Origin of the sequence: Pseudoclavibacter caeni (assembly GCF_008831125.1) — a bacterium.
Classification (GTDB): Bacteria; Actinomycetota; Actinomycetes; order Actinomycetales; family Microbacteriaceae; genus Pseudoclavibacter_A; species Pseudoclavibacter_A caeni.
The window spans coordinates 481,501-506,451 of record NZ_WBKA01000001.1 but is presented as its reverse complement, the minus strand read 5'-3'; the positions used below and the strand labels follow the sequence as shown (position 1 = coordinate 506,451).

The following is a 24,951-nucleotide window of genomic DNA, read 5'->3' as shown; positions in this document are numbered from 1 at the left end:
CCGCCGGCGCCTCAGGCCGGCGGCCCGAACACCGGGTCGGGCGCCGCGGGCGGCGGCGCGACGGCGCCCGGCACGACGGGCCGGCCGCCGATGCAGGCACCCCAGTCGGGGTTCGGGCCCACGCCGCCGTAGTCGGGGCCGAGGCCGCGCCCGCGCAGGTCGAGCCCGTCGTCGACACCGGCGTCGCGCAGCGTCCGCCACACTCGGTCACGGCTGAGGGGCAGCACAGGCATGCGCACGCCGGTCGCCCGGCGCACCGCGCTGGCCAGCGCCGGGGCGACCGGGTCGTAGGGCGCCTCGCTCATCGACTTCGCCCCGCGGGGGCCGATCGCGTCGACGGTGTCGGCGAAGAGCACCTCGGTCTGCGGGGCGTCCGACATCTGCGGGATGTGGTAGTTGCGGAACGTGGCGGTGGTCACCCGGCCGTCCTGCGCGACGATCTCCTCGAACAGCGCCGTGCCGAGCGCCTGGACGACCCCGCCCTCGACCTGCCCGCGCAGCTGCTCCGGGTTGAGCACCACGCCAGCGTCGACGGCATGCACGGACTGTAGGATGCGCACGGCGCCTGTGACGACGTTCACCGCGACGCGGAATCCCTGCACGTTGAAGGCGAGCGAGCGGGGCGTGCCGTCGTGGCGTCCCGAGGCGACGAGTTCCCACGGCTCGCCACGGCCGCGGCGGGCAGCGATGATCCGCGCGAAGTCGACGGGGCCGGCCGGGGTGTCGACGCCGTCCGGGCCGAGCCGGCACGCCGCGGCGGCGCAGCCGGCGACCTCGGCCGCGGCGGCGAGGATGTCGGCGTGCAGCCGCCGGGCGGCCACGAGCACCGCCTGGCCGGCGACGACTGAGCCGGCGGAGCCGAACGCGCCGGTGTCGTAGGGCGCCGTGTCCGTGTCCGACGGCCGCAGCACGATTCGCTCCGGGCGGGTGGCGAGCTCGTCGGCGGCGAGCTGGACGTGCACGGTCGTGGTGCCGTTGCCGAACTCGGCGGTGCCGACCCCGAGCCGGTAGCGGCCGTCGGGCAGCAGCGCGACGGTGACACCGGAGAAGTGGCCGCGCGGGGGCATGGTCGCGATCATCGTGGCGGCGACCCCCTCGCCCGTGCGCCACTCGGTGCCGGTCGGTGCCGGATCGCCGGCGCCGCTGTGCAGACGCGCCTCGACGAGGTCCAGGCACTGGCCGAGCCCGTGGCTGCCGAACCCCAGGTCGCCGTCTTCGACGGCCGTGTCGATCAGCGGGTCGTCGGGGCGCACGAGACTGCGCCGACGCATCTCGAACGGGTCGAGGCCGAGCCGCTCGGCGAGCTCGTCGACGGCGCTCTCCAGGGCGAAGGCCACCTGCCCGAGCCCGTAGCCGCGGAACGCCCCCGAGGGCCGGTTGTCGGTGTAGACGACCTCGGCGTGCACGCGCTTGTGCGGGGTGCGGTAGATCGACAGTGACTCGCCGCACGCGTGGTGCAGCACGGCCGGGCCGTGATTGCCGTAGGCGCCCGTGTCGCTGAGGATGTCGACGTCCAGCGCTGTGAGCCCCTCGGCCCGGGTGCCGGCCGCGGTCACCCGCACGCGCATGGGATGCCGGCAGGGCGCCTGGGTGAACTGGGCGTACCGGTCGAGCTCGTACTGCACGGGCCGGCGGGTCGCGATGAGCGCGAGCAGCACGAGGTCCTCGACGATGAGCTCCTGTTTCGCGCCGAAGCCGCCGCCGACACGCGGGGAGTACACGCGCAGCCGGTCGCGAGGCAGGTCGAAGATCCGGCACAGTTCGTCGCGCACGAGGAACGGCACCTGCGAGCTGGTGCGGATGACGTACCGGCCGTCGCCGTCGATCCAGCCCCGCGCCCCGTGGGTCTCCATGTGCGCGTGCTGGACGCGCTGCGTGCGCCAGGTGCCGGTGACGACCGCGTCAGCGGCGGCGATCATCGCGTCCGGGTCGCCCGTGCAGCCCTCGACCCGGCCGACGATGTTGCGCGCGACGTCGACGATGCGCGACGCGAACGGGTCCTTGTCCCCGTGGATCGCCGGGGCGCCGGGCCGGCGCGCCTCCTCCGGGTCGAACACCGCCGGCAGCACCTCGTACTCGACCTCGAGGGCGCGCAGCCCCGCCGCCACGGCGTCCGGGGTCTCCCCGACGACGGCGGCGACCCGCTGGCCGATGAAGCGCATCTCGGTGTCGATCACCCGGGTGTCGTCGGGGTCGTCCTCGCGGTGCTCGTGCCGCCCGGTGGAGAACAGCACGTCCGGGGCGTCGGCCGCGGTGAGCACGCGCACCACGCCCGGCACCGCGAGTGCCGCGTCCGCGTGCACGCGCACGACCCGCGCCCGGGGGTGCGGGCTCGGCAGCACGCCGACGTGCAGCAGGCCGGCCATGGGCTCGTCGGCCATGAACGCTGCGGCGCCGCGCACGACGTCGAGGGCCGCCGGCGCGCGCAGCGGCCGGCCGTGCGGATGCTCGGTCTCCGGCCCGACGACGTTGACCCGCCCGGTGATCGCGTCGTGCACGGAGCGGTACCCCGTGCAGCGGCAGAGGTTGCTCTTCAGCAGGCGGGGCAGCTCGGCGTGGTCGGCCTCCGGGATCGCCGAGGCGGTGACGATCATGCCGGGCGTGCAGTAGCCGCACTGGTAGCCCTGTGCGTCGACGAAGCGGCGCTGCATGAGGCTCAGCCCGTCCGGGTCCGCCCGGGGCCGCTCCCCGCGGGCGGACGCCTCCTGCCGCTCCCGGTCGGCGAGCCCCCGCACCGTGGTGACCTCGCATCCGGCCACCCGCTCGGCCGGGTAGATGCACGACTGCACCGCAACCCCGTCGACGAGCACCGTGCAGGCGCCGCAGTCACCCGCGTCGCAGCCGCGCTTGACCTCCATGTGGCCCGCCTCGCGCAGCAGTGTGCGCAGGCACTGGCCGCCGCGCGGCTCGCTGTCGACCGGGTCGCCGTTGACGCTCCACCGCATCGTCATGCCTCCTCGTCCGTCATCCCCGTCGGCGTCGCCGATCCGGCGGAGCCCGGCTCAAGCCCCATGCCCCCGGCATCCGTCAGACCCCGTGCGCCCGGTCCCGCCGCGCCGACGGACGCCCCGAGGCCGCCGCCGGACGCGAGCTCGGCGCGCAGCTCCTCGGCGAGCACGCGGGTGACGTGCTCGCGCCAGTCGGCCGCGCCGTGCGGGTCGGAGTACCACGAGTCGATCCCGTCGATGGCTGCCTGCAGGTCGGCCGGCGCGGGCGGGGCGGCCCAGCGCAACACCTCGGGGTGCAGCGTCGACGCGGTGATCGCGAGGACGAAGCGGCCGTCGTCGTGCTGGCGGGCCATGAGCACCGCGCCGGAGCGGCCGATCTCGGCCTGGGCGATCTTGCGGTACCCGCACCGGGCGCCGAGCGCGTCGGCCGGCAGGTGCACCTGCTCGAGCATCTCGCCGGGGGCGAGCGTCGTGCGCAGCAGCCCGGTGACGAGCCGCTCGACGGGGGTCGTCCGCCGCGCCCCGCCCGGCCGGCGGATCGTGGCGACGCCGTCGAGCGCGACCGCGAGGGCGGTCATCGGCCCGGGTGGCAGCGCCGCGCAGATGTTGCCGCCGACGGTCGCGACGTTCCAGACCTTGAACGACCCGTACAGGGCCATGCAGCTCTGCCGCAGCAGCGGGTGGGCCCGCCAGCCGAACCGGTCGGGGATCGCGGCGACCCGGGCGATCGTGCACGTGCTCGACAGGGTCAGGCCCGTCTCGTCGGCGTGCCAGGGTCGCCAGCCCATCGCGGTCAGGTCGACGAGGCCGATCACCGCCGGCTGCGGCTCGGAGAGCAGCCACGTGCCGCCGCTCATGTAGCGCTCGCCGGGGAGCAGGTCGAGCTCCGCCTCCCCGTGGGGGCGTCGCGCCCGCACCACCGTATCCAGATCCATCGCCGCACCTCCCGCATCCGGCCGGCGCACACCCCGGCCAGCGTGTTCACCCATGAGTGAACACCAGGGATGTTTCCCGCGGGTTACCGCTCGGAGTCGGCTCCGTCGCCGGGCCGGTCGAGCGCTTCCCGAGGGGCGGTGCCGGGTCCGCTCATGCCGCTCCAGACCGCGTCTCCGGCGGCCATGAGCTGTCGCTTCCAGATCGGCACATCGGCCTTGATCCGGTCGATGGCTGCCGCGCAGGCGGCGAACGCGGCGGCGCGGTGCGGGGCCGCGACGACGAGGTGGACGGCTGCCTCGCCGACGTCGAGCCGTCCGGTGCGATGCCGGGCGGCGATCCGGGCGGCCGGCTCCCCCGCCTCGGCCAGGGCGGCGGCGAGCGCGCCGCGCAGCAGCGCGGCCGCAGCGGGATGCGCGACGTACTCGATCGCGCGCACCGCGCGGCCCGCGTCGTGGTCGCGCACGACGCCGGTGAAGGTGACGAGGGCGCCGCAGTCGTCGGCGCGCACCGCATCGGCGAGGGCCTCGCGGTCGGCGGCGGTGATCGGGGCGGGGCCAACCGCGGCGGTGACGGCTCGGGCGTCCGCCGTCGCACGGCCGTCTTCTCCCGGTCCGGCCGCGGGCGGCGGGGCAGCAGGGCGGCAGGGCGGGTTCCACCCCGCACCCGGCACGGGGGCGTGACCCCCGCACGCCGCGTCGCCCGCGCCCGGCACAGGTGCATGATCGCCGCCGGCGAGCTGGTCGAGCACGTGGTCGAGCAGCCCGTCGAGCACGCCGAGACCCTCGGCGACGCCACGCGGGGAGCCGGGCAGGTTCACCACCAGGGTGTGCCCGGCGACCCCGGCGACGCCGCGGCCGAGCGCCGCCAGCGGGGTGTGCCGCATCCCCTCGGCGCGCAGGGCCTCGGCGACGCCGGGCAGGGCGCGGTCGAGCAGCGGCAGGGTCTCCTCGGGTGTGTGGTCACCGGGGCCGATCCCGGTGCCGCCGCTGGTGACCACAAGCGCAGGGGCATCCTGCAGCGCCTGCGCGATCGCCCGTCCGACGGGCGCCCCGTCGGCGACGACGGCGACCTGCGGGTCGAGGTCGTGTGCGCGGGCCCAGGCGGCGATCACCGGGCCGGTCGCATCCGCACGCGTCCCTGCGGCGGCCCGGGTGGACGCGATGACGATGCGTGCGGCGCGGGTCATCGTCGCTCCGTCCAGTCGCCACTGCGGCCGCCGCGCTTGGCAGTCAGCCGGATGTCGCCGATGCGCGGGTGGCGGTCGACGGCCTTGATCATGTCGTAGACGGTCAGGGCGGCGACGCTCACCGCGGTGAGCGCCTCCATCTCGACGCCGGTGCGCCAGGTCGTGCGGGCCGTCGCGGTGATGACGATCCCGTCGGCGCCGTCGGGGGCGAAGTCGACGGCGACATCCGTCAGCGGCAGCGCGTGGCACAGCGGGATGAGCTCGGCGGTGCGCTTGGCGGCGAGGACGCCGGCGATGCGGGCCGTCGCGAGCGCGTCGCCCTTCGGCAGCGCGCCGTCGAGCAGCATCCGCCGCACGCGCGGGAGCATGCGCACGCAGCCGGCCGCGGTCGCCTCGCGCACGGTCGCGGGCTTCGCGGAGACATCGACCATGCGCACCCGGCCGTCCGGGCCGACATGGGTGAGCGCCGCGTCCCGCTGCCGGGGGACGCCGCCGGCCTCGGCCGCGCTGACGGCCCCGGCCGCACCGGCGAGCTCGGCCCGGGGCGACGTCCCGTCCCGTCGCGCCTCGGCCTCGTCCGGGCCGTCCGTCCGCACGTCGTCGCTCATCCTGCCCTCCATTCGGGTCGATCCGGGTGCAGGCCGTGGATGGATCTGATCTCGACCGGCTCGCCGGCCGCGACCGCGGTGCGCTCCGCGGGGATGCGGGCGAGCGCGTCGGCCCGGGGGTACGCGGCGATCAGGTGCGAGCCGGGCCCGCCCACCGGCACGGCGATCGGTCCGGTGGGCGTGTCGCGCAGGCGGATCCGGCGATACTGCTCGCGTCCGGCCGGGGAGACGACCCCCTCCGCGAGCGGCACGAGCCGGGGAGCGGGCTCGGGGGCGCCCGTCCACACGGCCCGCAGGGCGGACAGCACGAGCACCTCAAGGCTCACGAGCACGCTGACGGGGTTGCCGGGCAGGGCGATCACGGCGACGTCCCGGCCGCCGAGCCGCACCGGGCCCGCCCCCTGTGGCCCGCCGGGCTGCATCGCGATGACGCCGACGTCGAGCCCGCGCGGCTCGAGCGCCTGCCGCACCACCTCGTGGGCGCCGGCGCTGATGCCCCCGGCGGTGACGACGAGGTCCGGGGCGAGCGCCGTGACGCGGGCGTCGAGCGCGGCGGCGAGCCGCTCTGGGTCGTCGTGGGGCTGCTGCAGCGACCGCACGGCGCAGCCGGCGCCGGTCAGCGCCACGGCGAGGGCCACGAGGTCGGCGTCCGGGATGCCGGCCGGTCCGGCGGCGAGTTCGCGGCCGGTGCTCACGACGAGGACGCGCGGGCGACGGCGCACGCGCACCGCGGCATGGCCGGCCGCGGCGATCGCCGCCCACTCCCCCGCGTCGAGCGGATGCCCCTCCGGCAGCACGAGGGCCCCGGTGGGCAGGTCGCCGCCACGGCGGCGCACGTAGGTGCCCGCGGGCACGGGAGCGGGCAGCGCGATCCGCTCGCCGGGTGCGAGGAAGCGGGCGGGCAGTCCGTCCTCGACGGGCACGATGGCGTCGGCGCCGGCCGGCACCGGGGCGCCGGTCATGATCGGGGCGGCCTGGCCGGCCGCGAGCGGGCGGCCCGTCTCGCCGGCGGGGATCTCGGCGGTGACCTCGAGCCGAACCGGGTGCTCGGGGGTGGCGTCGGCGAGGTCGGCGGCCCGCACCGCCCAGCCGTCCATCTGCGCGTTGTCGAACGGGGGCAGGTCGCCGGCGGCACGCACCGACTCACCGAGCACGCGCCCGACCAGCGCGGTGGGGTCGTCCGCGAGCGCGGCGGCCGGGGCGATCGTCTCGGTCTCGGCGCGCGCGGCGGCGAGGGCGCCGTCGAGCAGGGCGACGAGCCGGGCGCGGTGGTCTGCGACGCTGGTCATGCGGTCACCCTACCCCGGGCTCCGCGGCGACACGGCCGCGGGTGAGGGCGGGCACGAGCCAGGCGACGAACACGGTGAGGAGGGCGACCGTCATGAGCACGAGCGACAGGGCGAGGGCTGCGGGAACGTCGTCCTCCCGCTGCAGGTAGATCTCGAGCGGCAGCGTCCGGGTGACTCCTTGCATGCTGCCGGCGAAGGCGAGTGTGGCCCCGAACTCCCCGAGGCTGCGGGCGAGGGCGAGCACCCCGGCGGTCAGCAGCGACCCGCGCATGGCGGGCAGGGTGATGCGCCACAGCAGCGTCCACGGCCCGGCGCCGAGAGCCCGGGCGAGCTCGACGCCCGCGCGGCCCACCCCGTCGAGCGCCTGCTCGAGGGTCAGCACCACGAACGGCAGCGACACGAAGGTCTGGGCGATGACGACCGCCGCGGTGGTGAAGCCGATCTGCACCCCGGCGGCGGCGAGCAACCGCCCGGCCGCCCCGGTGCGCCCGAACGTGTACAGCAGCGCGAGGCCGCTGACGACCGGGGGCAGCACGAGGGGAACGAGCACGATCGCGCGCAGCAGGGCCCGGCCCGGGCCGCCCGCGTGCAGCAGCAGCGCGATCGGCAGACCGAGCGCGAGGGAGGCGACGGTGGCCAGCGCCGCGGTCACGAGGCTCAGCCGCAGGGCGTCGAGGCTGGCCGCGGAGCCGAGCAGCTCGGGCAGGCGGGCGAAGGGCACGCGCACGAGCATCCCGCCCAGCGGCAGGGCGAGCAGGGCGACCCCGGCCCAGCCGACCGCGAGCAGGCTACGCGGCGCGCTGGAAGCCATGGTCGGCGAGCACCCGCTGGCCGTCGTCGGAGCGCACGAAGGCGATGAAGTCGTCGGCGGCGTCCCCGGCCGGGGCGTCCGCGAGCCGGGCGATGGGGTACGTGTTCGTCACGTTCTCGTCGTCGGGGATCGGCACCTCGCGCACCGCGTCCCCGGCGCCGCGGGCGTCGGTGACGTAGACGACGCCGGCGTCCGCCTCGCCGGAGGTGACCTTGCCGAGCACGTCGGTGACCGCGTTCTCCTCGCTGACCGGATGCAGGGTCACCCCGAGGCCGCCGGCGAGGGCCCGGGTCGCTGCCCCGCAGGGCACCTGCTCGGCGCAGACCACCAGGCGCACGCCGGAGCGGGCGATGTCGGCGGGCTGGGCGATGCCCGCGGGGTCGTCGGGTGGGGTGACGATCTCGAGCACGTTGCGCGCGAACGTCTCCGGGTCGCCGTCGACGAGCCCGGCGTCAGCGGCCTTCGTCATGTTCCGCTCGTCGGCGGTGGCGAGCACGTCGGCGGCGGCGCCCTCCTGCAGCTGCGAGACGAGCCCCGAGGAGCCGCCGAAGCTGAACCGCACGGTGGTGCCGGGGTGGGCCTGCTCGTACTGCTCGCCGAGCTCGGTGAACGAGTCGGTCAGCGACGCGGCGGCGTACACCGTCACCGTCGTCTCCGCCGTGGTGGAGGCGGCCTGGTCGCCGCCGTCGGCGCAGCCGCCCAGTGCGGCGGCGCAGCCGGCCGCGAGCGACAGGCCGATCATCGCCAGCCGGTGCTCGCGTCGGCGGGACCGACGGGCGGACGCGGATCGAGGGACGGGCGGGTCGGCGGGTGCCGAGACAGCGGACTCGTCCAGTGCGCGTCGCAGGTGTTCCGCGACCGCGCCGGTCCCGGCCTGGTCCGGGTGATCGGCTCGGGGCGCCCCCGGTGTCCCGGTGCTCGTCGACGTGCGCATGGTCCCTCCTCTCCTGTCGTCCGTGGCGGGCCCGGGCGACGGGTATGAGCGGCAGCGTACGCGTCCGCCTCCGGTTGCCGACCGGGAAGTCGACAGATTTCACGAGCCGGAAACATGGCACGGGGTCGCCGCGCCACAGTCCTCCCTAGACTCGTCGCATGTCCGCCGTTCCCGTCACCCCGTCCCCCGCCGCCCCGCTGCGGATCGCCGACGGCGCCCCGGTGGAGCGGCCGCTCGCCGACCGGCTGGGGCGCCGGGCGGCCGACCTGCGCGTGTCGCTCACCGACCGGTGCGGGCTGCGCTGCACGTACTGTCTGCCTGCCGACGGCGTGCCATGGCTGCCCCGCAGACAGGTGATGACGGACGACGAGGTCATCCGCCTCGTGCGCCTGTCTGTCATGCGCCTCGGCGTGCGCAAGGTGCGGCTGACCGGCGGCGAGCCGCTGCTGCGGCCCGGCCTGGTCGACCTCGTCGCCCGGATCGCGCGGCTGCGTCCGCGGCCGATGATCGCTATGACGACGAACGGGGTGAGCCTCGCCGAGCGGGTGGCCGACCTGCGCCGGGCGGGACTCGACCGGCTGAACGTCTCGCTCGACGCGCTCGATCCGGACGTCGCCCGCGCTGTGTCCCGCCGCCCGCTGCTGCCCCGCACGCTCGCGGGCGTCGCGGCCGCCCGCGCCGCCGGGGTACCCGAGCTGCGGGTGAACACGGTGCTCATGCGCGGGGTCAACACCGACCAGGCCGTGCCGATCGTGCGCTGGGCGCTCGACCGCGGCATCACGCCCCGGTTCATCGAGCAGATGCCGCTCGACGCGGGGCACGGGTGGCGGCGGGACGCGATGGTCACCGCCGCCGAGACGCTCGCGCTGCTCGGCGAGGCCTTCACCCTCCGGCCGGTCGACCGCCCGCGGGGCAGCGACCCGGCCGCGTCCCACGTCGTGTTCGAGGGCGACCGCCGGCTCGGCGAGGTCGGGATCATCGCATCCGTCACCGCGCCGTTCTGTGCGGCGTGCTCGCGCACCCGGCTGACCGCGGACGGTCGGGTGCGCGCCTGCCTGTTCTCCCACGTCGAGACCGATCTGCTCGGCCCTCTGCGGGACGGTGCCGACGACGACGAGCTGGAGCGGCTGTGGCGGGGCGCCCAGTGGGCGAAGCCGGCGGCCCACGGCATCGATCGGGCCGGCTTCGTGCCGCCACGCCGCCCCATGAGCGCGATCGGAGGGTGAACATGCCGCTGCGGGTGAGACTCTTCGCGGGGCTGCGCGAGGCGGCCGGGGCCGAGGTGATCGTGCTGCCCGTGTCGTCCCCGGCCACGGTCGGCTGCATCCGCGCCGCGGTCGCCGCAGCCGTCCCCTGCGCGGCCGACGCGGCGCGTCGGTCTGCGTGCTTCGTCGACGGACGACTGCTGCGCCGGGCCGATCTCGTCGTCGACGCCGCGACGGTGGACGTGCTGCCGCCCTTCGCCGGCGGGTGATCCGGCCCGGGGATGGCGCCCGGCGATCCCGTTACGCAGACGAAACACCGCGGTAACCGCTCGTGCGATCGGGCTGCGTACATTCGCGTTGTAAGCGATAGCTTCACCAATTCCGCCGCCGCGCTCCGCGACACACTGGAAGGCCAGGTCATGAGAACACACACCCGAAACCGCCGCTCGCTCTCCCGCCTCGCGATGGCCGCCGCCGTCGCCGGCGCCGCCGTGCTGGGGCTGAGCGCCTGCTCGTCCGGCTCCACCGGATCGGACGCCTCCGAGAGCGCCAGCCTCGGCACCGTGAACGTCCAGCTCTCCTGGATCAAGAACGAGGAGTTCGTGGGCGAGTACTTCGCCGACGACAAGGGCTACTACGCCGACGCCGGGTTCGACACCGTGAACCTCACCGCCGGCCCCTCCACCGGCGCCTCGGAGCTGCTGAGCGGCCAGGCCGACATCGCGCTGAGCGACGCGGCCTCGATCGGCACCGCCGTCGCCGAGCAGGACGCGCCGCTGAAGATCGTCGGCGCCACGTTCCAGAAGAACCCGTTCACGATCCTCTCGCTGAAGGACGGCGCGAACATCGCGACGCCGCAGGACCTGATCGGGAAGAAGATCGGCGTCCAGGACTCCAACGTGAACGTCTTCAAGGCGCTGCTGAAGGCCAATGACATCTCGGAGGACCAGGTGACGATCGTCCCGGTCCAGTTCGATCCCTCGCCGCTGACCGAGGGCCAGGTCGACGGCTTCTTCGCCTACCTGACGAACGAGGCGATCACCGTCGCTCAGCAGGGGCACGAGGTCACCAACCTCGCGTTCGCCGACAACGGCCTGCCGTTCGTCGCCGAGACCGTGAGCGTGACCGAGCAGACGCTCCAGGAGCGCCCCGAGATGGTCAAGGCGTTCCTCAAGGCCGAGATCCAGGGCTGGAACGACGCGTACGCCGATCGTGACGCCGGCTTCGACCTGATCCAGAACAAGTACGGCAAGGACTCCGGCCAGACCGAGGCGAAGACGAAGGCCGGCTACGACGCCCAGATGAAGCTCGTCTCCACACCCGAGACCGAGCAGAACGGGCTGTTCACGATCAGCGACGATCTGAAGGCGCAGACGATCGCCTCGCTGAAGGCCGCCGGGATCGATCTGACCGAGGACCAGCTGTTCGACACGAGCCTGCTCGACGAGGTCTACTCGGAGAACCCCTCGCTCAAGGACTACACGAAGTAGTCGGGTGTCGCACATGACCGACCAGACGACGGATGCCGGTGCCGGGCAGCGTCCCGGCACCGGCATCCGGATCTCGCATCTGAGCAAGCAGTTCCGCCTCGGCCGCGGTCGCACCGTGACCGCGCTGCAGGACGCGAACCTGCACACCGAGCAGGGCAGCTTCCTCGCCCTGCTCGGCCCCTCGGGCTGCGGCAAGTCCACGATCCTGCGCATCCTCGCGGGGCTGGAGGAGCCGACCGAGGGCACCACCCGGGTCGACGGCAAGAGCCCCGCGGAGCTGCGCCGCGCGGGGGCCCTGGGCATCGCCTTCCAGGATCACGCACTGCTGCCGTGGCGCTCGGTGCGCTCGAACATCCGCCTGCCCTTCGAGATCGCGCACCGCCCGGTGGACGACGCCTACATCGACGAGCTCATCGCCCTGGTCGGGCTCACGGGCTTCGAGAACGCCAAGCCCGCCCAGCTCTCCGGCGGCATGCGCCAGCGAGTGTCGATCGCCCGCTCCCTGGTGCTCAAGCCCTCCGTGCTGCTGCTCGACGAGCCGTTCGGCGCGCTCGACGACATGACCCGCCAGCGGCTCAACCTCGAGCTGCTGCGGATCTGGACGGAGAAGCCAGCCACGACGCTGCTCGTCACCCACGGCATCACCGAGGCGATCTTCCTCGCCGACCGCGTCGCCGTGATGAGCCCCCGCCCCGGCCGGGTCAAGGAGATCTTCGACGTGGACCTGCCGCGACCACGCACGCCGGAGATCATGCGCACCCACGAGTTCCACGCCCTCGTCGACCACGCCTCCGAGCTGCTGTTCGGCGGCGGGGACCAGCCGGCGGGGCACTGACGGGGAGGAGAAGAGGACCATGCCCGTGGACCCATCCGACGACCGGCGCCCGACCCGACAGCCACGGGGAGGCCCGGCCATGAGCCCCGTCGTGCGCCGCTGGATCATCGGCGCCGCCGGTATCGCCGGCGTCATCCTGCTGTGGTGGCTCGTCGCCGTGCTCGTGTTCCCGCCCGCCCCGGGCGCCGCGAACAGCGCCGTGCCCACGCCCGGCCAGGTGCTCGCGCAGATCGTCGCCGACGGCCCCGCCCTGTACTGGAAGTACTTCTCCGTGACGCTCACGGAGACCGGCGTCGGCTACCTGTGGGGCAACGGGATCGCCCTGCTGCTCTCCGCCGTGGTGCTGCTGCTGCCGCGCTTCGAGACGGTGCTCATGCAGCTGGCCGTGATCAGCTACTGCATCCCGATCGTCGCACTCGGCTCGATCGCCGTGATCATCCTCGGCGGGGCGAAGACCGCCGGAGACCCCTCGGCGACGGCGGTCTTCCTCGCCGCCGTGTCCGTGTTCTTCACCACCGTCGTGGGCGCGCTGCACGGGCTGAAGGCAGCGGACCCGGCGAGCCTCGACGTGATCGACGTGCTCGGCGGCAGCCGGCTGACCCAGCTGGTCAAGGTGCGCCTGATCGCCGCGCTGCCCAGCATCCTCAACGCGCTGAGCATCGCCGTGCCGGCCGCGTTCCTGGGCGCCGTGCTCGGCGAGTACATGGGCAAGATCGACGTGAGCGTCGGCACGCTCATGATCACCTCGCAGGTGCAGATGGACTCCCCGCGGGTCTGGGCGCTGTTCCTGCTCAGCGCCCTCGCGGCGCTCGTCGGCTACGCGCTGGTCGGACTCCTCGCCCGCCTCGTCACCCCCTGGTCGACCGGAAGGACGCAGGCATGAACGCCATGATCACCGACACCCGCGCCAACGCCGTCATCGAGGTGCGCGGCGACCTGCGCCGTGAGATGGTGCGCGCCACCCTGCGCGCGCTCGGCCGCTCCCTCGTCACCGCGCTGGGCACCCTGCTGATCGTGCTCGTGCTGTGGCAGGCCGTCATCTCATTCACGAAGGTCTCGCCCTACGTCGCCAAGGGTCCGGCAGACGTGTGGGCCTGGCTCGTCTCCGGCAAGGACGCGACGACGCACCTGTCCGACATCCTGGGGCTGGTCGGCGTGACGCTCGTCGACACGGTCGCAGGCTTCGTCGCGGGCATGGTCGCGGCCCTCGTGCTCGCGGTGGTCTTCCGACTCTCCCGCGGCGTGCAGACGGCCGTCATGCCGATCGCCCTGCTGCTGCGCAGCGTTCCCTTGGTGGCGATCGCCCCGGTGATCATCCTCATCACGGGCATCGGCTCACCCGCCTCCGTCGCGGTCATCGGCGGCATCGTGGTGCTCTTCCCCGCGCTGGCGAACATCATGTTCGGCCTCGCCAGCGCCAGCCCCCAGGCGCTCGACGTCGTGCGCGTGTACGGCGGCGGCACCTGGACGGCGATCCGGAAGGTCGCCCTGCCGAGCGCGCTGCCCTCGATCTTCGCCGCCACCCGCATCTCGGTGCCCGGGGCGATCACCGGCGCGCTGCTGGCCGAGTGGCTCTCCACCGGCACCGGCGTGGGCGGGATGATCAACAAGTACATCACCCAGGCCCAGTTCTCCGCCCTCTGGTCGGCGGTCGTCATCGTCACCCTCATCGCCCTGGTCCTCTACAATCTCGTGCAGCTGGCGGAGAACGTGGTGCTCACGAGGATGGGACTGCGCCGATGACCCGAGACGAGAGGCCTCCCTGGGGCCGCGTGCTGCAGCCGGACACCGCGGTCGACGCCGCGACGCCCTACCTGAGCGCCACCCCGGACCACGTGCGATGGGGCCGGCTGCCCGCACGCGGCGACCGCCCCGTGCTCACCGTGCGCCCCGGCGACACCGTCGTCGTCGACACGCTCAGCCACGAGGGCCTGCTCGAGGACCAGGGCCGCGACCCGCGCCGCTTCTTCACCCGGCAGGGCGTCGCCGACGACGCCGTGCTCGAGGACGGCATCCGCCTCGCCGCGATCGGATCGCATGACCCGGCCGTCGACGGCCCCCACGTGGTCACCGGCCCGATCGCCGTGGCCGGGACCCGGCCGGGCGACCTGCTGCTGCTGCGGGTCGACCGGCTCGAGCCGCGCGTCCCATACGGGGTGATCAGCAGCCGGCATGGCCGCGGCGCGCTGCCCGACCGGCTGCCGCGCCAGGCGCCCACAGTGAGCGTGTTCGCCCGGACCATGGTCGACGACGCGGGCCGACCCCGCGGGGTCATCCCCCGCGGGGGGCTCGACGCCATCGCCGTGGCCGCGCTCGACGAGGCGGAGGCGCGCGCCGCGCTCGACGGCCGCGACGCCGCATCAAGCGTCTCGTTCCCCCTGCACCCCTTCCTCGGGATCATGGGCGTGGCCACCGCGACCGACGAGCACCTGCACTCGGTGCCGCCCGGCCCGCACGGGGGCAACCTCGACATCCGGCTGCTCGGCGAGGGGACGACGCTCATGCTCCCCGTCCAGGTCGATGACGCCCTCGTCTACATCGGCGACCCCCACTTCGCCCAGGGCGACGGCGAGGTCGCGCTCACCGCGCTCGAGGCGTCGCTGCGGGCGACGATCACCCTCGACGTCATCCGCGCCGACGAGGCCCGGCGCCGGTTCGGCGATGTGCGCACTCCGATCGGCGTCACCGACCGGCTGCTGCTGCCCGTGGGCCTCGACCGTGACCTGGACCGTGCCGTCGAGCACGGCGTGACCGCGGCCGTGGACCTGCTGCACCACCGCTACGCGATGGACGAGGTGCACGCCTACGCGTATCTGAGCGCGGCGGCGGACGTGAACATCTCGCAGGTGGTCGATCTGGTCAAGGGCGTGCACATCCGCCTGCGACTGGACGACCTGGACGACAGCGCCGCCCGGCTGCTGCAGCCGGCCCGCCCGGACGGGAGCCGCCCGTGAGCGCGCGACACCCGGACCCCCGATCTGGTGCGGCCGCACCGTCCGGACCGGCCGCGGCCCAGACCGGACCGGCCGCGGCCCGACGGTCTGCGGACCGACTGGCGCCGGATCCGCGAGTCTGGCGCGTCCTGGGCGACCCGCTCGTCCGCGGCACCGCCATGGGTCCCCTCGCGGGGCTCACCGTGGCTGTGAAGGATCTCTACGCCGTGGCGGGGCAGCGGATCGGCGCCGGCAACCCCGCCTGGCTGGCCGAGGCGGCCGTGCAGCCTCGCCACGCCGTCGCGGTGCGACGCCTGCTCGACGCCGGCGCGGCCGTGCGCGGCATCGCCCAGACCGACGAGTTCGCCTACTCGATCGCCGGGTGCAACGACCACTACGGCACCCCGCCGAACCCGGCCGCGCCCGACCGGATCAGCGGCGGCTCCTCCTCCGGCAGCGCCGCGGCCGTGGCCCTCGGCCAGGCCGACATCGGACTCGGCACTGACACCGGCGGCTCGATCCGGGTGCCCGCCTCGTACCAGGGGCTGTGGGGCGTGCGCACCACGCACGGGCTCGTCGACCGCACCGGTCTGCTCGGGCTCGCCGAGCGATTCGACACGGTGGGCTGGCTCACCCGCGACCCGGACGTCCTCGCCCGCGTGGCCGCGGTGCTCGCTCCCGACGCGGACGCGCCCGTGGCAGCCTCCCCGATCGCCCTCGACGGGCTCGAGGAGCTCGTCGCACCGGACGCCCTGTCCGACTGGAACCGCGCCATGGCCGCCTTGACGCGACGCCTCGACGCCCCGGTGGAGCGCGTGCGCGTGGATGGCCTGGCCGACGTCCAGCGCGCGTTCACCGCGCTCCAGGGCTGGCAGGCCTGGCGGGAGCACGGCGTGTGGGTCGCCGAGCACTGGTCGGCGCTCGGCCCGGCGGTCCGCGGCCGCTTCGAGGTCGCCTCCCGGGTCACCCGGGCCGAGGCGGACGCGGCGCGCGACGAGGTCGAGCGGTTCCGCGTGCTGGTGGACGGGCTCGCCGGCGACCGTCCCCTGCTGCTGCCCAGCGCCTCCGGGTCGGCCCCGCGCCGCGACGCGGATCCCGCGACGATCGACCGGGTGCGCCGGGGCACGATGCGACTCACCGCGCTGGCCGGGGTGTCCGGCCGCCCGGCGATCTCCGCCCCCGTGCTCACCGCCTCGGGGCTGCCCCTGGGCCTGTGCGCGATCGGGCCACGGCGATCCGACCGCACGCTCATCGCGTGGGCAGCCCGTACCCTGTCCCCGCTCGCCCCGGCCGGGGGAGGACGATGACGACCAGGGACACCGCCACCAGCCCGTTCCCCGAGGGGGCCGGGCGCGACGACGAGCCGATCACCACCGAGATCGGCCCGCGGCTGCGGATGCTGCGGCACGAGCGCGGCGTCTCGCTGCGGGATCTCGCCGCGCGGCTCGGCATCAGCGCGAGCGCCCTGTCACAGATCGAGAACGGTCGGATGCTGCCCTCGGTGAATCGGCTCGTGACGATCATGGCGGCGCTCGACCTGCCGCTCGCGTTCGCCTTCGGCGGCGAGGGCTCCGGCCCGGAGGACGTCCAGACCCCCGGGCTCGGCGAGGTGAGCGTCGCCCGCGCCGGGGAGATCGAGCCGATCGTGCTCTCCACCGGGGTCGTCTACGAGCGGCTGACCCCGCGGCCGATGCCGTCGCTGGAACTGTTCCGCTCGACCTACCCGCCGGGGTCGGCGTCGAGCCCGCCCGGCGAGTTCCTGCGACACCCGGGGTTCGAGAGCGGGCACATGCTCGCCGGCGCGGTCACGGTCGAGTACGACGACGGCACCGCCTACCCGCTGGGCGAGGGCGACGCGATCTCGCATCCGGCGACCCGCCCGCATCGCATCGCGAACCGCTCTGCGCAGCCGGCCGTCATCCTGTGGCTGACCGTGCACTGAGGGCATCAGCGCCACCTCCCGCAGGGCCGACGTCAGCCGGGTCCGCACCCATCGGCATCCCTGTCGTCGGCCTGCTGGCCCGGCGCCGAGGACGGCGGCCGCGCCGGACGTCAGCGGTCCGGGGTGCGCGGGCTCGTCTGCCGGGGCGGCGTGCCCGCCGGCTGTGGGCCGAGGTTCGTCAGCTCCGGCACGTCATAGGCGAAGAAGTCCGCGAGCACCTGGTCGTCGTTCTCGACGAACACGTCACGGGTGAGATGCCAGACCAGCCGGTCGACACCGGCGGGCAGGCCGGAGAGCTGGTGGCCGGTGATCCCCATCGTCACCCGCGCGCCCTGCGCGAAGTGGAAGAGTCGGCCCAGCCAGGGGGCGTCGTGCCCTGCCTTCGGCTGGAAGGCGAACCCGTCCGTGAGGTAGGGGTAGCGGCCGAGTGCCGGCGCCTCCTCGCCCGCGGGCGGGGTGTAGCGCTCCTCCCACAGTGCGATGTCGTCGACGAACTCGGCCAGCTCCGGGCGCAGGGCGAGATCAACGCTCACGCCCGTGGCCGCGATGAGGAAGTCGAAGCGCTCCTCCGTCCCGTTCACGTCGACGATGACCCCGTCGCCGTCCACGCGCGTGGACCGCCAGGGCGACGAGAACGACAGCGAGAAGTTGTCATGAGCGAAGCACCGCCACAGCGAGGTCTGCGTCGCGGGCTGGTCCACGTCGAGCACGCGCTTGGTGAACGACCACTTGTGCGCGTCGTCCCAGTCCGCGTAGTGCTCGAGGAAGCCGGCGAACTCCATCCAGCGCAGGGGGTTGGCGACGGGCATCCGCGGTCGGCGCATGTACGAGCGCACCTCGGCGGCTCCGGCCTCGAGGGCGCAGCCGGCGTTGTCGAACCCGCTGGCCCCGCCGCCGAGCACGCCCACGCGACGGCCGCGCAGCGCGGCGAAGTCGATGTCGTCGTCGGTGTGCGCCCACAGCCGGCGGGGCAGGTGGCCGAAGAGCCCCTGCGGCACGTTCCTGTCTCCGGCGCCCTCGAGCCCGGTGGCGAAGACGATCCGCCGGGTGAGGACGGTGCGGGTGCCGCCGTCGTGCTCGAGCTCGACGGCGAACGGCCCGTCCGGCGTCGTCGGCCGGTGCACGGCGATCACCCGGGTTTCGTGCTCGACCGGCAGCCGCAACGTGGTGCGGTACCACTCCAGGTAGTCGTTCCAGTCGAGTCGGGGGATGAAGGTCAGCTCGTCCCAGCGGTCCGGCCCGAACCGGGCCTCGTACCAGGCTCGGGGCGTGAGCGACGGCACGCCCTGATCCGCCCAGCGCAGCCGCTTCGGGGTGCGCAGCGTGTGCATCCGCGCGTACGTGTTCCAGGGGCCGACGCGGCCGGCGGGCGCGGCGTCGACGACGAGCTGCCGGGTCACGTCCAGCCGGCGCAGCGCGAAGCTCAGTGCGAGCCCGGCCTGACCGGCGCCCACGATGAGCACGTCGAGGTCGTCGCCCCGATGCGGGATCCAGTCCCGCTCCGCGTATCCGGTCAGCTCGATCTCGCGACGCACCCGCTCGGTGAGATCCTCGAGCCGCTGCCGTGCTGCCTGGTCCGTCATCTGCACCCTCCTCGAGCCCGTGGCCGACCGGGCCACGCCTGACCGTCGACGCGACCGCGGCGACCTGTTAAGTGATCAGTGAACAGTGTGGTCCGGGGGCGTTTCACCATGGTTACGCGCACGACTCGACTGTGTGAACTCCGGCGCCGCGTCGCAGCAGCGGGCGGATGACACCGCGATCGACCCCGCCCTCGGCGGTCCACACCAGCCGTCCGCCGACGATCGTGGCATCGACCTGACCGGTGAGCGTCCGCCCGTCCCAGGCGGTGACCGGGTTGCGGTACTGCATCTCGGCGGCGTCCACCGGGAGCTCCGCCTCGGGATCGAACACGGCGAGATCCGCCGCGGCGCCGACGGCGATCACGCCCCGCCCGGCCAGCCCGAACAGTCGCGCCGGCGCCTCGCCCATCCATGCCGCCACCCGCTCCAGCGGGATCCCCATGCCGCGTGCGCTCGTCCACATGGCGGCCAGCCCGGTCTGCAGCGAGGCGATGCCGCCCCAGGCCCGGGCCCAGTCCCCGTCCGCGCCGAGCTTGAGGCGGGCGGTGGCCGGCGAGTGATCGCTCACCACGCAGTCGATCGTGCCGTCGAGGAGCCCCTGCCAGAGGGCCTCGCGGTTGCGCTCGTCGCGGATCGGCGGGCAGCACTTGTACTGGGTCGCCCCGTCCGGGATCTCCTCGGCGGCGAGGGTGAGGTAGTGTGGGCAGGTCTCGGCGGTGATCCGCACCCCCTCCCCTCGGGCCTGCGCGATGAGCGGCAGCAGGCGGGCGCTCGAGACGTGCAGGATGTGGACCCGGGCGCCGGTGCGCCGGGCCGCGTCGATGACGCGGGTGACCGCGGAGGTCTCCGCCGCATCCGGCCGGGAGGCGAGGAAGTCCGCGTAGACGGTGCTCTCGGCGCGCTGCGGCGCGAGCAGGTCCGGGTCCTCGGCGTGCACGATGAGCGGGGCGTCGAGCTCGGCGGTCTCGGCCGCCGCGCGCAGCAGCTGGTCGTCGTCGAGAGCGGGGAACTCGTCGACGCCCGACGGCGAGGTGAAGCATTTGAACCCGTACACGCCGGCCTCCCACAGCCGGGCCAGCTGGCCGGCGCCGAGGTTGTCCGGCACCGCCCCGCCCCAGAACCCGACGTTCACATGCGTCTGGGAGACGGCGACGGCACGCTTGACCTGCAGCGCCCGCACCGTGGTCGTGACGGGGATCGAGTTGAGCGGCATGTCGAGGATCGTGCCCACGCCCCCGGCCGCGGCCGCGGCCGTCGCGGTGTCGAAGCCCTCCCACTCGGTGCGCCCGGGCTCGTTGACGTGCACGTGCGTGTCGACGAGCGCGGGCAGCAGCACCCGCGGGGCGGCGACCAAGAGGTCGGCGTCGCGGCGGTCGGCGGCCGAGAGGGGCCGCGCGGCCACGGCGACGATGCGCCCCCGGTCGAGGGTGACGATCGCCGGCTGCAACACGCCGTCGACGAGGGCGAGCTCCGCGGCGACGGTGCGCGGCGGGCGGCTCTGTCGTGACGGGGTCTGATCCGGTTGACGCGGTGTGGAGCTCATGCAGGTAAAGCTATGACTTATCCCTTGCTCGGGGGTTGCCCACATGTTTCCGCCGCGTTACCGTCCGTGCCGCCTCGCCGTGGGCTCCGCGCCGCCCTGACACGAGCTCTGCCGCGAGCCCCGCCGTGAGCTCCGCGCCACACCGCCGCGAGTCCTGACGCGAACCCAGGCGAGTCCTGCCCGAGAGGCCCGGTCAAGGCCCCGGCCGCCAGACGACGATCTCGCCGCCCGTGAGCACGCGCCGCCGCCCCTGGTCGAGGGTGACGACCTCGCCGGCCACGCCGGCGGCGAAGGTGCGGGCACCGGGCCGGTAGATGAGCGCATCGGCGAGCGCGGTCTCCAGCTCGCCCACACGCTGCTGCAGCCGGTGCACCTGATTCTCCAGGTCGAGGATGCGGCGGATGCCCTCGAGGCTCACGCCCTCGTTGGACAGCCGCTGCACCTCGCGCAGCTGGACGACGTCGCGCAGCGAGTAGCGGCGCGAGCGCCCGGCGGTGCGCTGCGGCCGCACGAGCCCGATCCGGTCGTACTGCCGCAGCGTCTGAGGGTGCATGCCGGCCAGCTGCGCTGCCGTGGAGATGCTGAACAGCCGCTGTGTCGCGTCTGCCATCATGTCACCACCTCTCCGTCACTCCCGCTTCGCGTCGGCGACCAGCCCGGCACGCGGGTCGACGTCGTCGCCTGCGGCGACGAACGCGTCCAGGGCCTTCCGCTGCGCCGCGCTGAGCTTCTGCGGCACCACGATCTGCACCTCGGCGAGCAGGTCGCCGGTGTGCCGGCGCGTGTGCACGCCGTGGCCCTTCACGCGCAGCACGCGGCCGGACGGCGTGCCCGGCCGGATGCGCACCTTCACCGGATCGCCGCCGTAGGTGGGCACCTCGACCGTCGCGCCGAGCGCGGCCTCCGCGAAGGTCACCGGCAGCTCGATGCGCAGGTCGTCGCCCTCGCGGCGGAACACGGGATGCTCCGCCACGTGCACGGTGACGAGCAGGTCGCCGGCGGGGCCGCCGGCGCGCCCGGGCTCGCCCTTGCCGCGCAGCCGGATGCGCTGGCCGTCGCGCACGCCCGCGGGGATCTTCGTCTTGACCATGCGCCCCTGCGGCGACGCGAGCGACACCGTCGCCCCGTGCACCGCCTGGGCGAACGTCAGCCGCGCCTCGGCCTTGACGTCGCGCCCGCGCTCCGGGCCGGGCTGGAACCCGCCGAACCCGCCGCCGGGCTGCCCGCCGCCGAACAGGCCGCCGAACAGGTCCTGATACGCGCCCGCGCCCTGGCCGGGCCCGCCGGTCTGGAAGCGGATGCGCTGCCCTCCGGGCTGCCCGCCGCCGAACAGGCCGCCGAACAGGTCCTCGAACCCGCCCGCGCCCTGGCCTGCGCCGCCCGCGGTGAAGCGCGCGCCGCCGCCCATCGCGCGGATCGCGTCGTACTCCTTGCGCTGCTTCGGATCAGAGAGCACCGAGTACGCCTCGCTGATCTCCTTGAACCTCGTCTCCGCCGCCTGGTCACCCGGGTTGGCGTCAGGGTGATACTTCCTGGCCAGCTTCCGGTACGTCTTCTTCAGATCGGCGTCCGAGATGTCCTTCGACACCCCGAGCACGGCGTAGAAATCCTTGTCAAGCCAGTCCTGACTCGCCATGCAGGTCGCCTCCTTCTGTCACTGATCGCTCCTCTGCGGGCCCGGTCACGGGCCCGATGATGCGCGTCGGGCGCGGGGCGTCTCCGCACCCGCGCCCGACGCGCATCCGCATCAGCCGTGCGATCACTCGGCCGGTGCGAGCACGACCACCTTGGCCGCGCGCAGCAGGGTGTCACCGATGCGATACCCGGGCTGCACGACCTCGCCGATGACGAGCTCGTGCACGTCGGGGCTGTGCTGCTGCAGCACCGCCTCGTGCAGGTTCGGGTCGAACGGCTCGCCCTTCGCGCCGAAGCGCTCGAGGCCAAGCCCCTCCCCGACGCCGCGCAGCTTGCTCGCGATGGTCGCGAACGCGCTGCCCTCGGCGAGGTCGCCGGCCTGCTCGGCGCGGTCCAGATCATCGAAGACCGGGAAGAGCCGCTTGGCCGCATCACCCACCGCGAGCGCGTGGTCACGCTCGCGCTGGGCCTCGGTGCGCTGCCGGTAGTTCTTGTACTCGGCGGCGAGCCGCTGCAGCTCGTCGAGCAGCTTGTCCTCGCGTGAGGACTCCCCGCTTTCCTCGGCATCCGGTGACGTCTCGTCCGCGGCCGTCTCGCCGGTCTCGCCGGTCGCGGCGTCCGCACCCGCGTCGGCGCCGTCGTCTCCGGCGGGGGCGGAGGACGCCGTGGCGCCCTCCGCGGTCCCCGCAGTCGACGCGGCCGACGACGTGTCCGCGGACTGCTCCGAGGCGCCCTGCGCGGTCTCGGGCGTCTGCGCGTCCTCGTCCCGCGGCTCGTCCTGTGGAGCCGATCCCGTGGTGTCAGCCATCATCGACCGCCTTTACTTGTTGTCGTCATCGTCGTCGACGACCTCGGCGTCGACGACATCGTCATCGTCCGAGCCCGACGACTTCTTCTCGTCGCCGGCCGCGGGCTGACCCTCGGACTGGGAGGCCTTGTAGATCTCCTGGCCGAGCTTGACCTGCGACTCGTTGAGCTTGTCGAACGCGGCCTTCACCGCGTCGTCGTCCGAGCCCTCCAAGGCCTTCTTGACGGCCTCGACGTCGGCGCCGACCTCGGTCTTGACCTCGTCGGACAGCTTCTCATCGTTGTCCTTGATCAGCTTCTCGATCGAGTAGGCCAGCTGCTCGGCGTTGTTGCGCAGCTCGGCTGCCTCGCGGCGCTGCTTGTCGTCCTCCTCGTGCTCCTTGGCCTCCTTGACCATCCGGTCGATGTCGTCCTGCGACAGGCCCGAGCCGCCCTCGATGGTGATCACCTGCTCCTTGCCGGTGCCCTTGTCCTTCGCGGAGACCTTCACGATGCCGTTGGCGTCGATGTCGAAGGTCACCTCGATCTGGGGCACGCCGCGCGGGGCCGGCGCGATGCCGGTCAGCTCGAAGGTGCCGAGGCTCTTGTTGTCGCGGGTGAACTCGCGCTCGCCCTGGAACACCTGAATCGCCACGGACGGCTGGTTGTCCTCGGCCGTGGTGAAGGTCTCGCTGCGCTTGGTCGGGATGGCCGTGTTGCGCTCGATGAGCTTCGTGAAGATGCCACCCTTGGTCTCGATGCCGAGGCTCAGCGGGGTGACGTCGATCAGCAGCACGTCCTTGCGCTCGCCCTTCAGCACGCCGGCCTGGATGGCCGCGCCGACAGCGACGACCTCGTCGGGGTTGACGCCCTTGTTCGGCTCCTTGCCGCCGGTGAGCTTCTTGACCTCGTCGACGACGGCGGGCATGCGGGTCGAGCCGCCGACCAGCACCACGTGGTTCAGGTCGGAGACGCTGATGCCGGCCTCCTTGATCACGTCGTGGAACGGCTTGTCGGTGCGCTCGAGCAGGTCCTTCGTGAGCTCCTCGAACTTGGCCCGGGTGATGGACTCGTCCAGGTTCGCCGGCCCGCTCTCGGTCAGCGAGAGGTACGGCAGCTGCACATGCGCGGTGGTCTGGCTCGACAGCTCCTTCTTCGCCTGCTCCGAGGCCTCCTTGAGCCGCTGCAGAGCGATCTTGTCGCCCGAGACGTCGACGCCGGTGGACTCCTTGAACTGCTTGATCAGGTAGTCGACGAGGCGCTGATCCCAGTCGTCGCCGCCGAGGTGGTTGTCACCGGCGGTGGCGCGCACCTGGATGGTGGAGAAGTCGTCGTCCTTGCCGACCTCCAGCAGGGACACGTCGAAGGTGCCGCCGCCGAGGTCGAAGACGAGGATGAGCTCGTCCTCCTTGCCTTTGTCGAGCCCGTAAGCCAGCGCGGCCGCGGTCGGCTCGTTGATGATGCGCAGGACGTTCAGCCCGGCGATCTCGCCGGCCTCCTTGGTCGCGGTGCGCTGCGCGTCGTTGAAGTACGCGGGCACGGTGATGACCGCGTCGGTGACCTTGTCGCCCAGGTAGGCCTCGGCGTCCGCCTTCAGCTTCTGGAGGATGCGGGCCGAGATCTCCTGCGGCGTGTACCGCTTGCCGTCGATCTCGGCGGTCTTCCAGTCAGTGCCCATGTGGCGCTTGACCGAGGCGATGGTGCGATCGACGTTCGTGACCGCCTGACGCTTCGCGGTCTCGCCAACCAGCACCTCGCCGTCCTTCGCGAAGGCGACGACCGACGGGGTGGTGCGGAAGCCCTCCGCGTTCGCGATGACCTTCGGCTCGCCGCCCTCGAGGACCGCGACGCACGAGTTGGTGGTGCCCAGGTCGATGCCGACTGCACGTGACATATGTGATTCCCTTCCGCCCGGACGAGCCGGGCCACGTTCACGTCCGCGGGAGGCTCCCGCGGACCAAGTCTCTTCCGGGACTCGTTCTTGAGTCCCGCACGCTCAGGATTACACAACGGCGGAGAGGTGTCAAACTATTCCGACGAACCTGAGTCGACTCGGCTCAGGTTCAAATCAGCCCGCAGTCGGACGTGGCATCTCGACGTAACACGGCCGTGACACCGCATCCGTAGACTGCGCCTCGACGGTGAAGCCATGGGTGAACAGCCCGACACCGCCACAGCCCGGGGCACGCGTCCGACCGGATCCGGCCCCGAGCGTCCCGAGGCCCGTCCGCCCCGGGTGGAGGACCGCTGGGCCCTGCCACCGAGCCCTGCGGAGACTGGAGAAGGA

General features: G+C 73.7%; 22 protein-coding genes. 9 read left to right on the top strand and 13 right to left on the bottom strand.

What is annotated here, in order from left to right; genetic code table 11:
- Positions 1–11 precede the first annotated feature (11 nt).
- The 7 genes from F8O02_RS02310 to modA all read right to left on the bottom strand — a co-directional run bounded on the left by F8O02_RS02310 (position 12) and on the right by modA (position 8,712).
- On the bottom strand, positions 12–2,951 hold the full coding sequence (locus tag F8O02_RS02310; RefSeq protein WP_318655763.1) for a molybdopterin-dependent oxidoreductase: 2,940 nt from the start codon (positions 2,949–2,951) through the stop codon (positions 12–14).
- A complete protein-coding gene (locus F8O02_RS02305) occupies positions 2,948–3,883 on the bottom strand; it encodes an FAD binding domain-containing protein (RefSeq protein WP_158035606.1) in 936 nt (311 codons plus the stop codon). The genes F8O02_RS02310 and F8O02_RS02305 overlap by 4 nt, the downstream gene beginning before the upstream one ends.
- An 83-nt stretch (positions 3,884–3,966) precedes the next feature.
- Positions 3,967–5,070 carry a molybdenum cofactor biosynthesis protein MoaE gene (locus tag F8O02_RS02300; protein ID WP_158035605.1) on the bottom strand — a complete coding sequence of 368 codons (1,104 nt, stop codon included), beginning with the start codon at positions 5,068–5,070 and terminating at the stop codon, positions 3,967–3,969.
- Positions 5,067–5,501, bottom strand: coding sequence for a cyclic pyranopterin monophosphate synthase MoaC (gene moaC / locus F8O02_RS02295; protein ID WP_233448647.1), 435 nt, complete (start codon positions 5,499–5,501; stop codon positions 5,067–5,069). Before moaC ends, F8O02_RS02300 begins: the two co-directional genes overlap by 4 nt.
- Positions 5,502–5,674: 173 nt before the next feature.
- Positions 5,675–6,967, bottom strand: a complete 1,293-nt coding sequence (locus F8O02_RS02290; protein ID WP_158035603.1) for a molybdopterin molybdotransferase MoeA — start codon at positions 6,965–6,967, stop codon at positions 5,675–5,677.
- 4 nt (positions 6,968–6,971) lie between these two features.
- Positions 6,972–7,778 carry an ABC transporter permease gene (locus F8O02_RS02285; protein ID WP_158035602.1) on the bottom strand — a complete coding sequence of 269 codons (807 nt, stop codon included), beginning with the start codon at positions 7,776–7,778 and terminating at the stop codon, positions 6,972–6,974.
- Positions 7,756–8,712, bottom strand: coding sequence for a molybdate ABC transporter substrate-binding protein (modA, locus tag F8O02_RS02280; protein WP_225734059.1), 957 nt, complete (start codon positions 8,710–8,712; stop codon positions 7,756–7,758). The genes F8O02_RS02285 and modA overlap by 23 nt, the downstream gene beginning before the upstream one ends.
- 158 nt (positions 8,713–8,870) lie before the next feature.
- Here modA and moaA point away from each other — a divergent pair, with 158 nt between their 5' ends.
- The 9 genes from moaA to F8O02_RS02235 all read left to right on the top strand — a co-directional run bounded on the left by moaA (position 8,871) and on the right by F8O02_RS02235 (position 17,117).
- Positions 8,871–9,938: a GTP 3',8-cyclase MoaA gene (gene moaA / locus F8O02_RS02275; RefSeq protein WP_158035601.1), complete on the top strand. Its 1,068-nt coding sequence runs from the start codon at positions 8,871–8,873 to the stop codon at positions 9,936–9,938.
- A gap of 14 nt (positions 9,939–9,952) precedes the next feature.
- On the top strand, positions 9,953–10,186 hold the full coding sequence (locus tag F8O02_RS02270) for a MoaD/ThiS family protein (protein WP_179416213.1): 234 nt from the start codon (positions 9,953–9,955) through the stop codon (positions 10,184–10,186).
- Between the two features lie 150 nt (positions 10,187–10,336).
- Entirely contained in the window at positions 10,337–11,407 is a 1,071-nt protein-coding gene (locus F8O02_RS02265; protein WP_218859501.1) for an ABC transporter substrate-binding protein, read from the top strand.
- 13 nt (positions 11,408–11,420) lie between these two features.
- Complete coding sequence (locus tag F8O02_RS02260; protein ID WP_158035599.1) at positions 11,421–12,242, top strand: ABC transporter ATP-binding protein; 822 nt, start codon at positions 11,421–11,423, stop codon at positions 12,240–12,242.
- Positions 12,243–12,321: 79 nt separating this feature from the next.
- Positions 12,322–13,125 carry an ABC transporter permease gene (locus F8O02_RS02255; RefSeq protein WP_158035598.1) on the top strand — a complete coding sequence of 268 codons (804 nt, stop codon included), beginning with the start codon at positions 12,322–12,324 and terminating at the stop codon, positions 13,123–13,125.
- On the top strand, positions 13,122–13,985 hold the full coding sequence (locus tag F8O02_RS02250) for an ABC transporter permease (protein WP_158035597.1): 864 nt from the start codon (positions 13,122–13,124) through the stop codon (positions 13,983–13,985). The genes F8O02_RS02255 and F8O02_RS02250 overlap by 4 nt, the downstream gene beginning before the upstream one ends.
- Positions 13,982–15,196: an acetamidase/formamidase family protein gene (locus F8O02_RS02245; protein ID WP_158035596.1), complete on the top strand. Its 1,215-nt coding sequence runs from the start codon at positions 13,982–13,984 to the stop codon at positions 15,194–15,196. Before F8O02_RS02250 ends, F8O02_RS02245 begins: the two co-directional genes overlap by 4 nt.
- Positions 15,197–15,354: 158 nt before the next feature.
- Positions 15,355–16,482, top strand: coding sequence for an amidase family protein (locus tag F8O02_RS02240; RefSeq protein WP_158035595.1), 1,128 nt, complete (start codon positions 15,355–15,357; stop codon positions 16,480–16,482).
- Complete coding sequence (locus F8O02_RS02235; RefSeq protein ID WP_158035594.1) at positions 16,479–17,117, top strand: helix-turn-helix domain-containing protein; 639 nt, start codon at positions 16,479–16,481, stop codon at positions 17,115–17,117. Before F8O02_RS02240 ends, F8O02_RS02235 begins: the two co-directional genes overlap by 4 nt.
- 110 nt (positions 17,118–17,227) lie before the next feature.
- Here F8O02_RS02235 and F8O02_RS02230 read toward each other — a convergent pair whose 3' ends face one another.
- The 6 genes from F8O02_RS02230 to dnaK all read right to left on the bottom strand — a co-directional run bounded on the left by F8O02_RS02230 (position 17,228) and on the right by dnaK (position 24,558).
- On the bottom strand, positions 17,228–18,700 hold the full coding sequence (locus F8O02_RS02230; protein ID WP_158035593.1) for a flavin-containing monooxygenase: 1,473 nt from the start codon (positions 18,698–18,700) through the stop codon (positions 17,228–17,230).
- A 112-nt stretch (positions 18,701–18,812) separates the two neighbouring features.
- Positions 18,813–20,243 carry an allantoinase AllB gene (gene allB / locus F8O02_RS02225; protein WP_158035592.1) on the bottom strand — a complete coding sequence of 477 codons (1,431 nt, stop codon included), beginning with the start codon at positions 20,241–20,243 and terminating at the stop codon, positions 18,813–18,815.
- A 193-nt stretch (positions 20,244–20,436) separates the two neighbouring features.
- A complete protein-coding gene (locus F8O02_RS02220) occupies positions 20,437–20,856 on the bottom strand; it encodes a heat shock protein transcriptional repressor HspR (RefSeq protein WP_158035591.1) in 420 nt (139 codons plus the stop codon).
- 15 nt (positions 20,857–20,871) lie between these two features.
- Positions 20,872–21,879, bottom strand: coding sequence for a DnaJ C-terminal domain-containing protein (locus tag F8O02_RS02215; RefSeq protein ID WP_158035590.1), 1,008 nt, complete (start codon positions 21,877–21,879; stop codon positions 20,872–20,874).
- A 123-nt stretch (positions 21,880–22,002) separates the two neighbouring features.
- Positions 22,003–22,686 (bottom strand): nucleotide exchange factor GrpE, encoded by a 684-nt coding sequence (locus F8O02_RS02210; protein ID WP_158035589.1) that lies wholly within the window; start codon positions 22,684–22,686, stop codon positions 22,003–22,005.
- A gap of 12 nt (positions 22,687–22,698) precedes the next feature.
- The gene (dnaK, locus tag F8O02_RS02205) at positions 22,699–24,558 is read right to left on the bottom strand and encodes a molecular chaperone DnaK (protein WP_158035588.1); all 1,860 of its coding nucleotides are present in this window, start codon (positions 24,556–24,558) and stop codon (positions 22,699–22,701) included.
- Positions 24,559–24,951 lie beyond the last annotated feature (393 nt).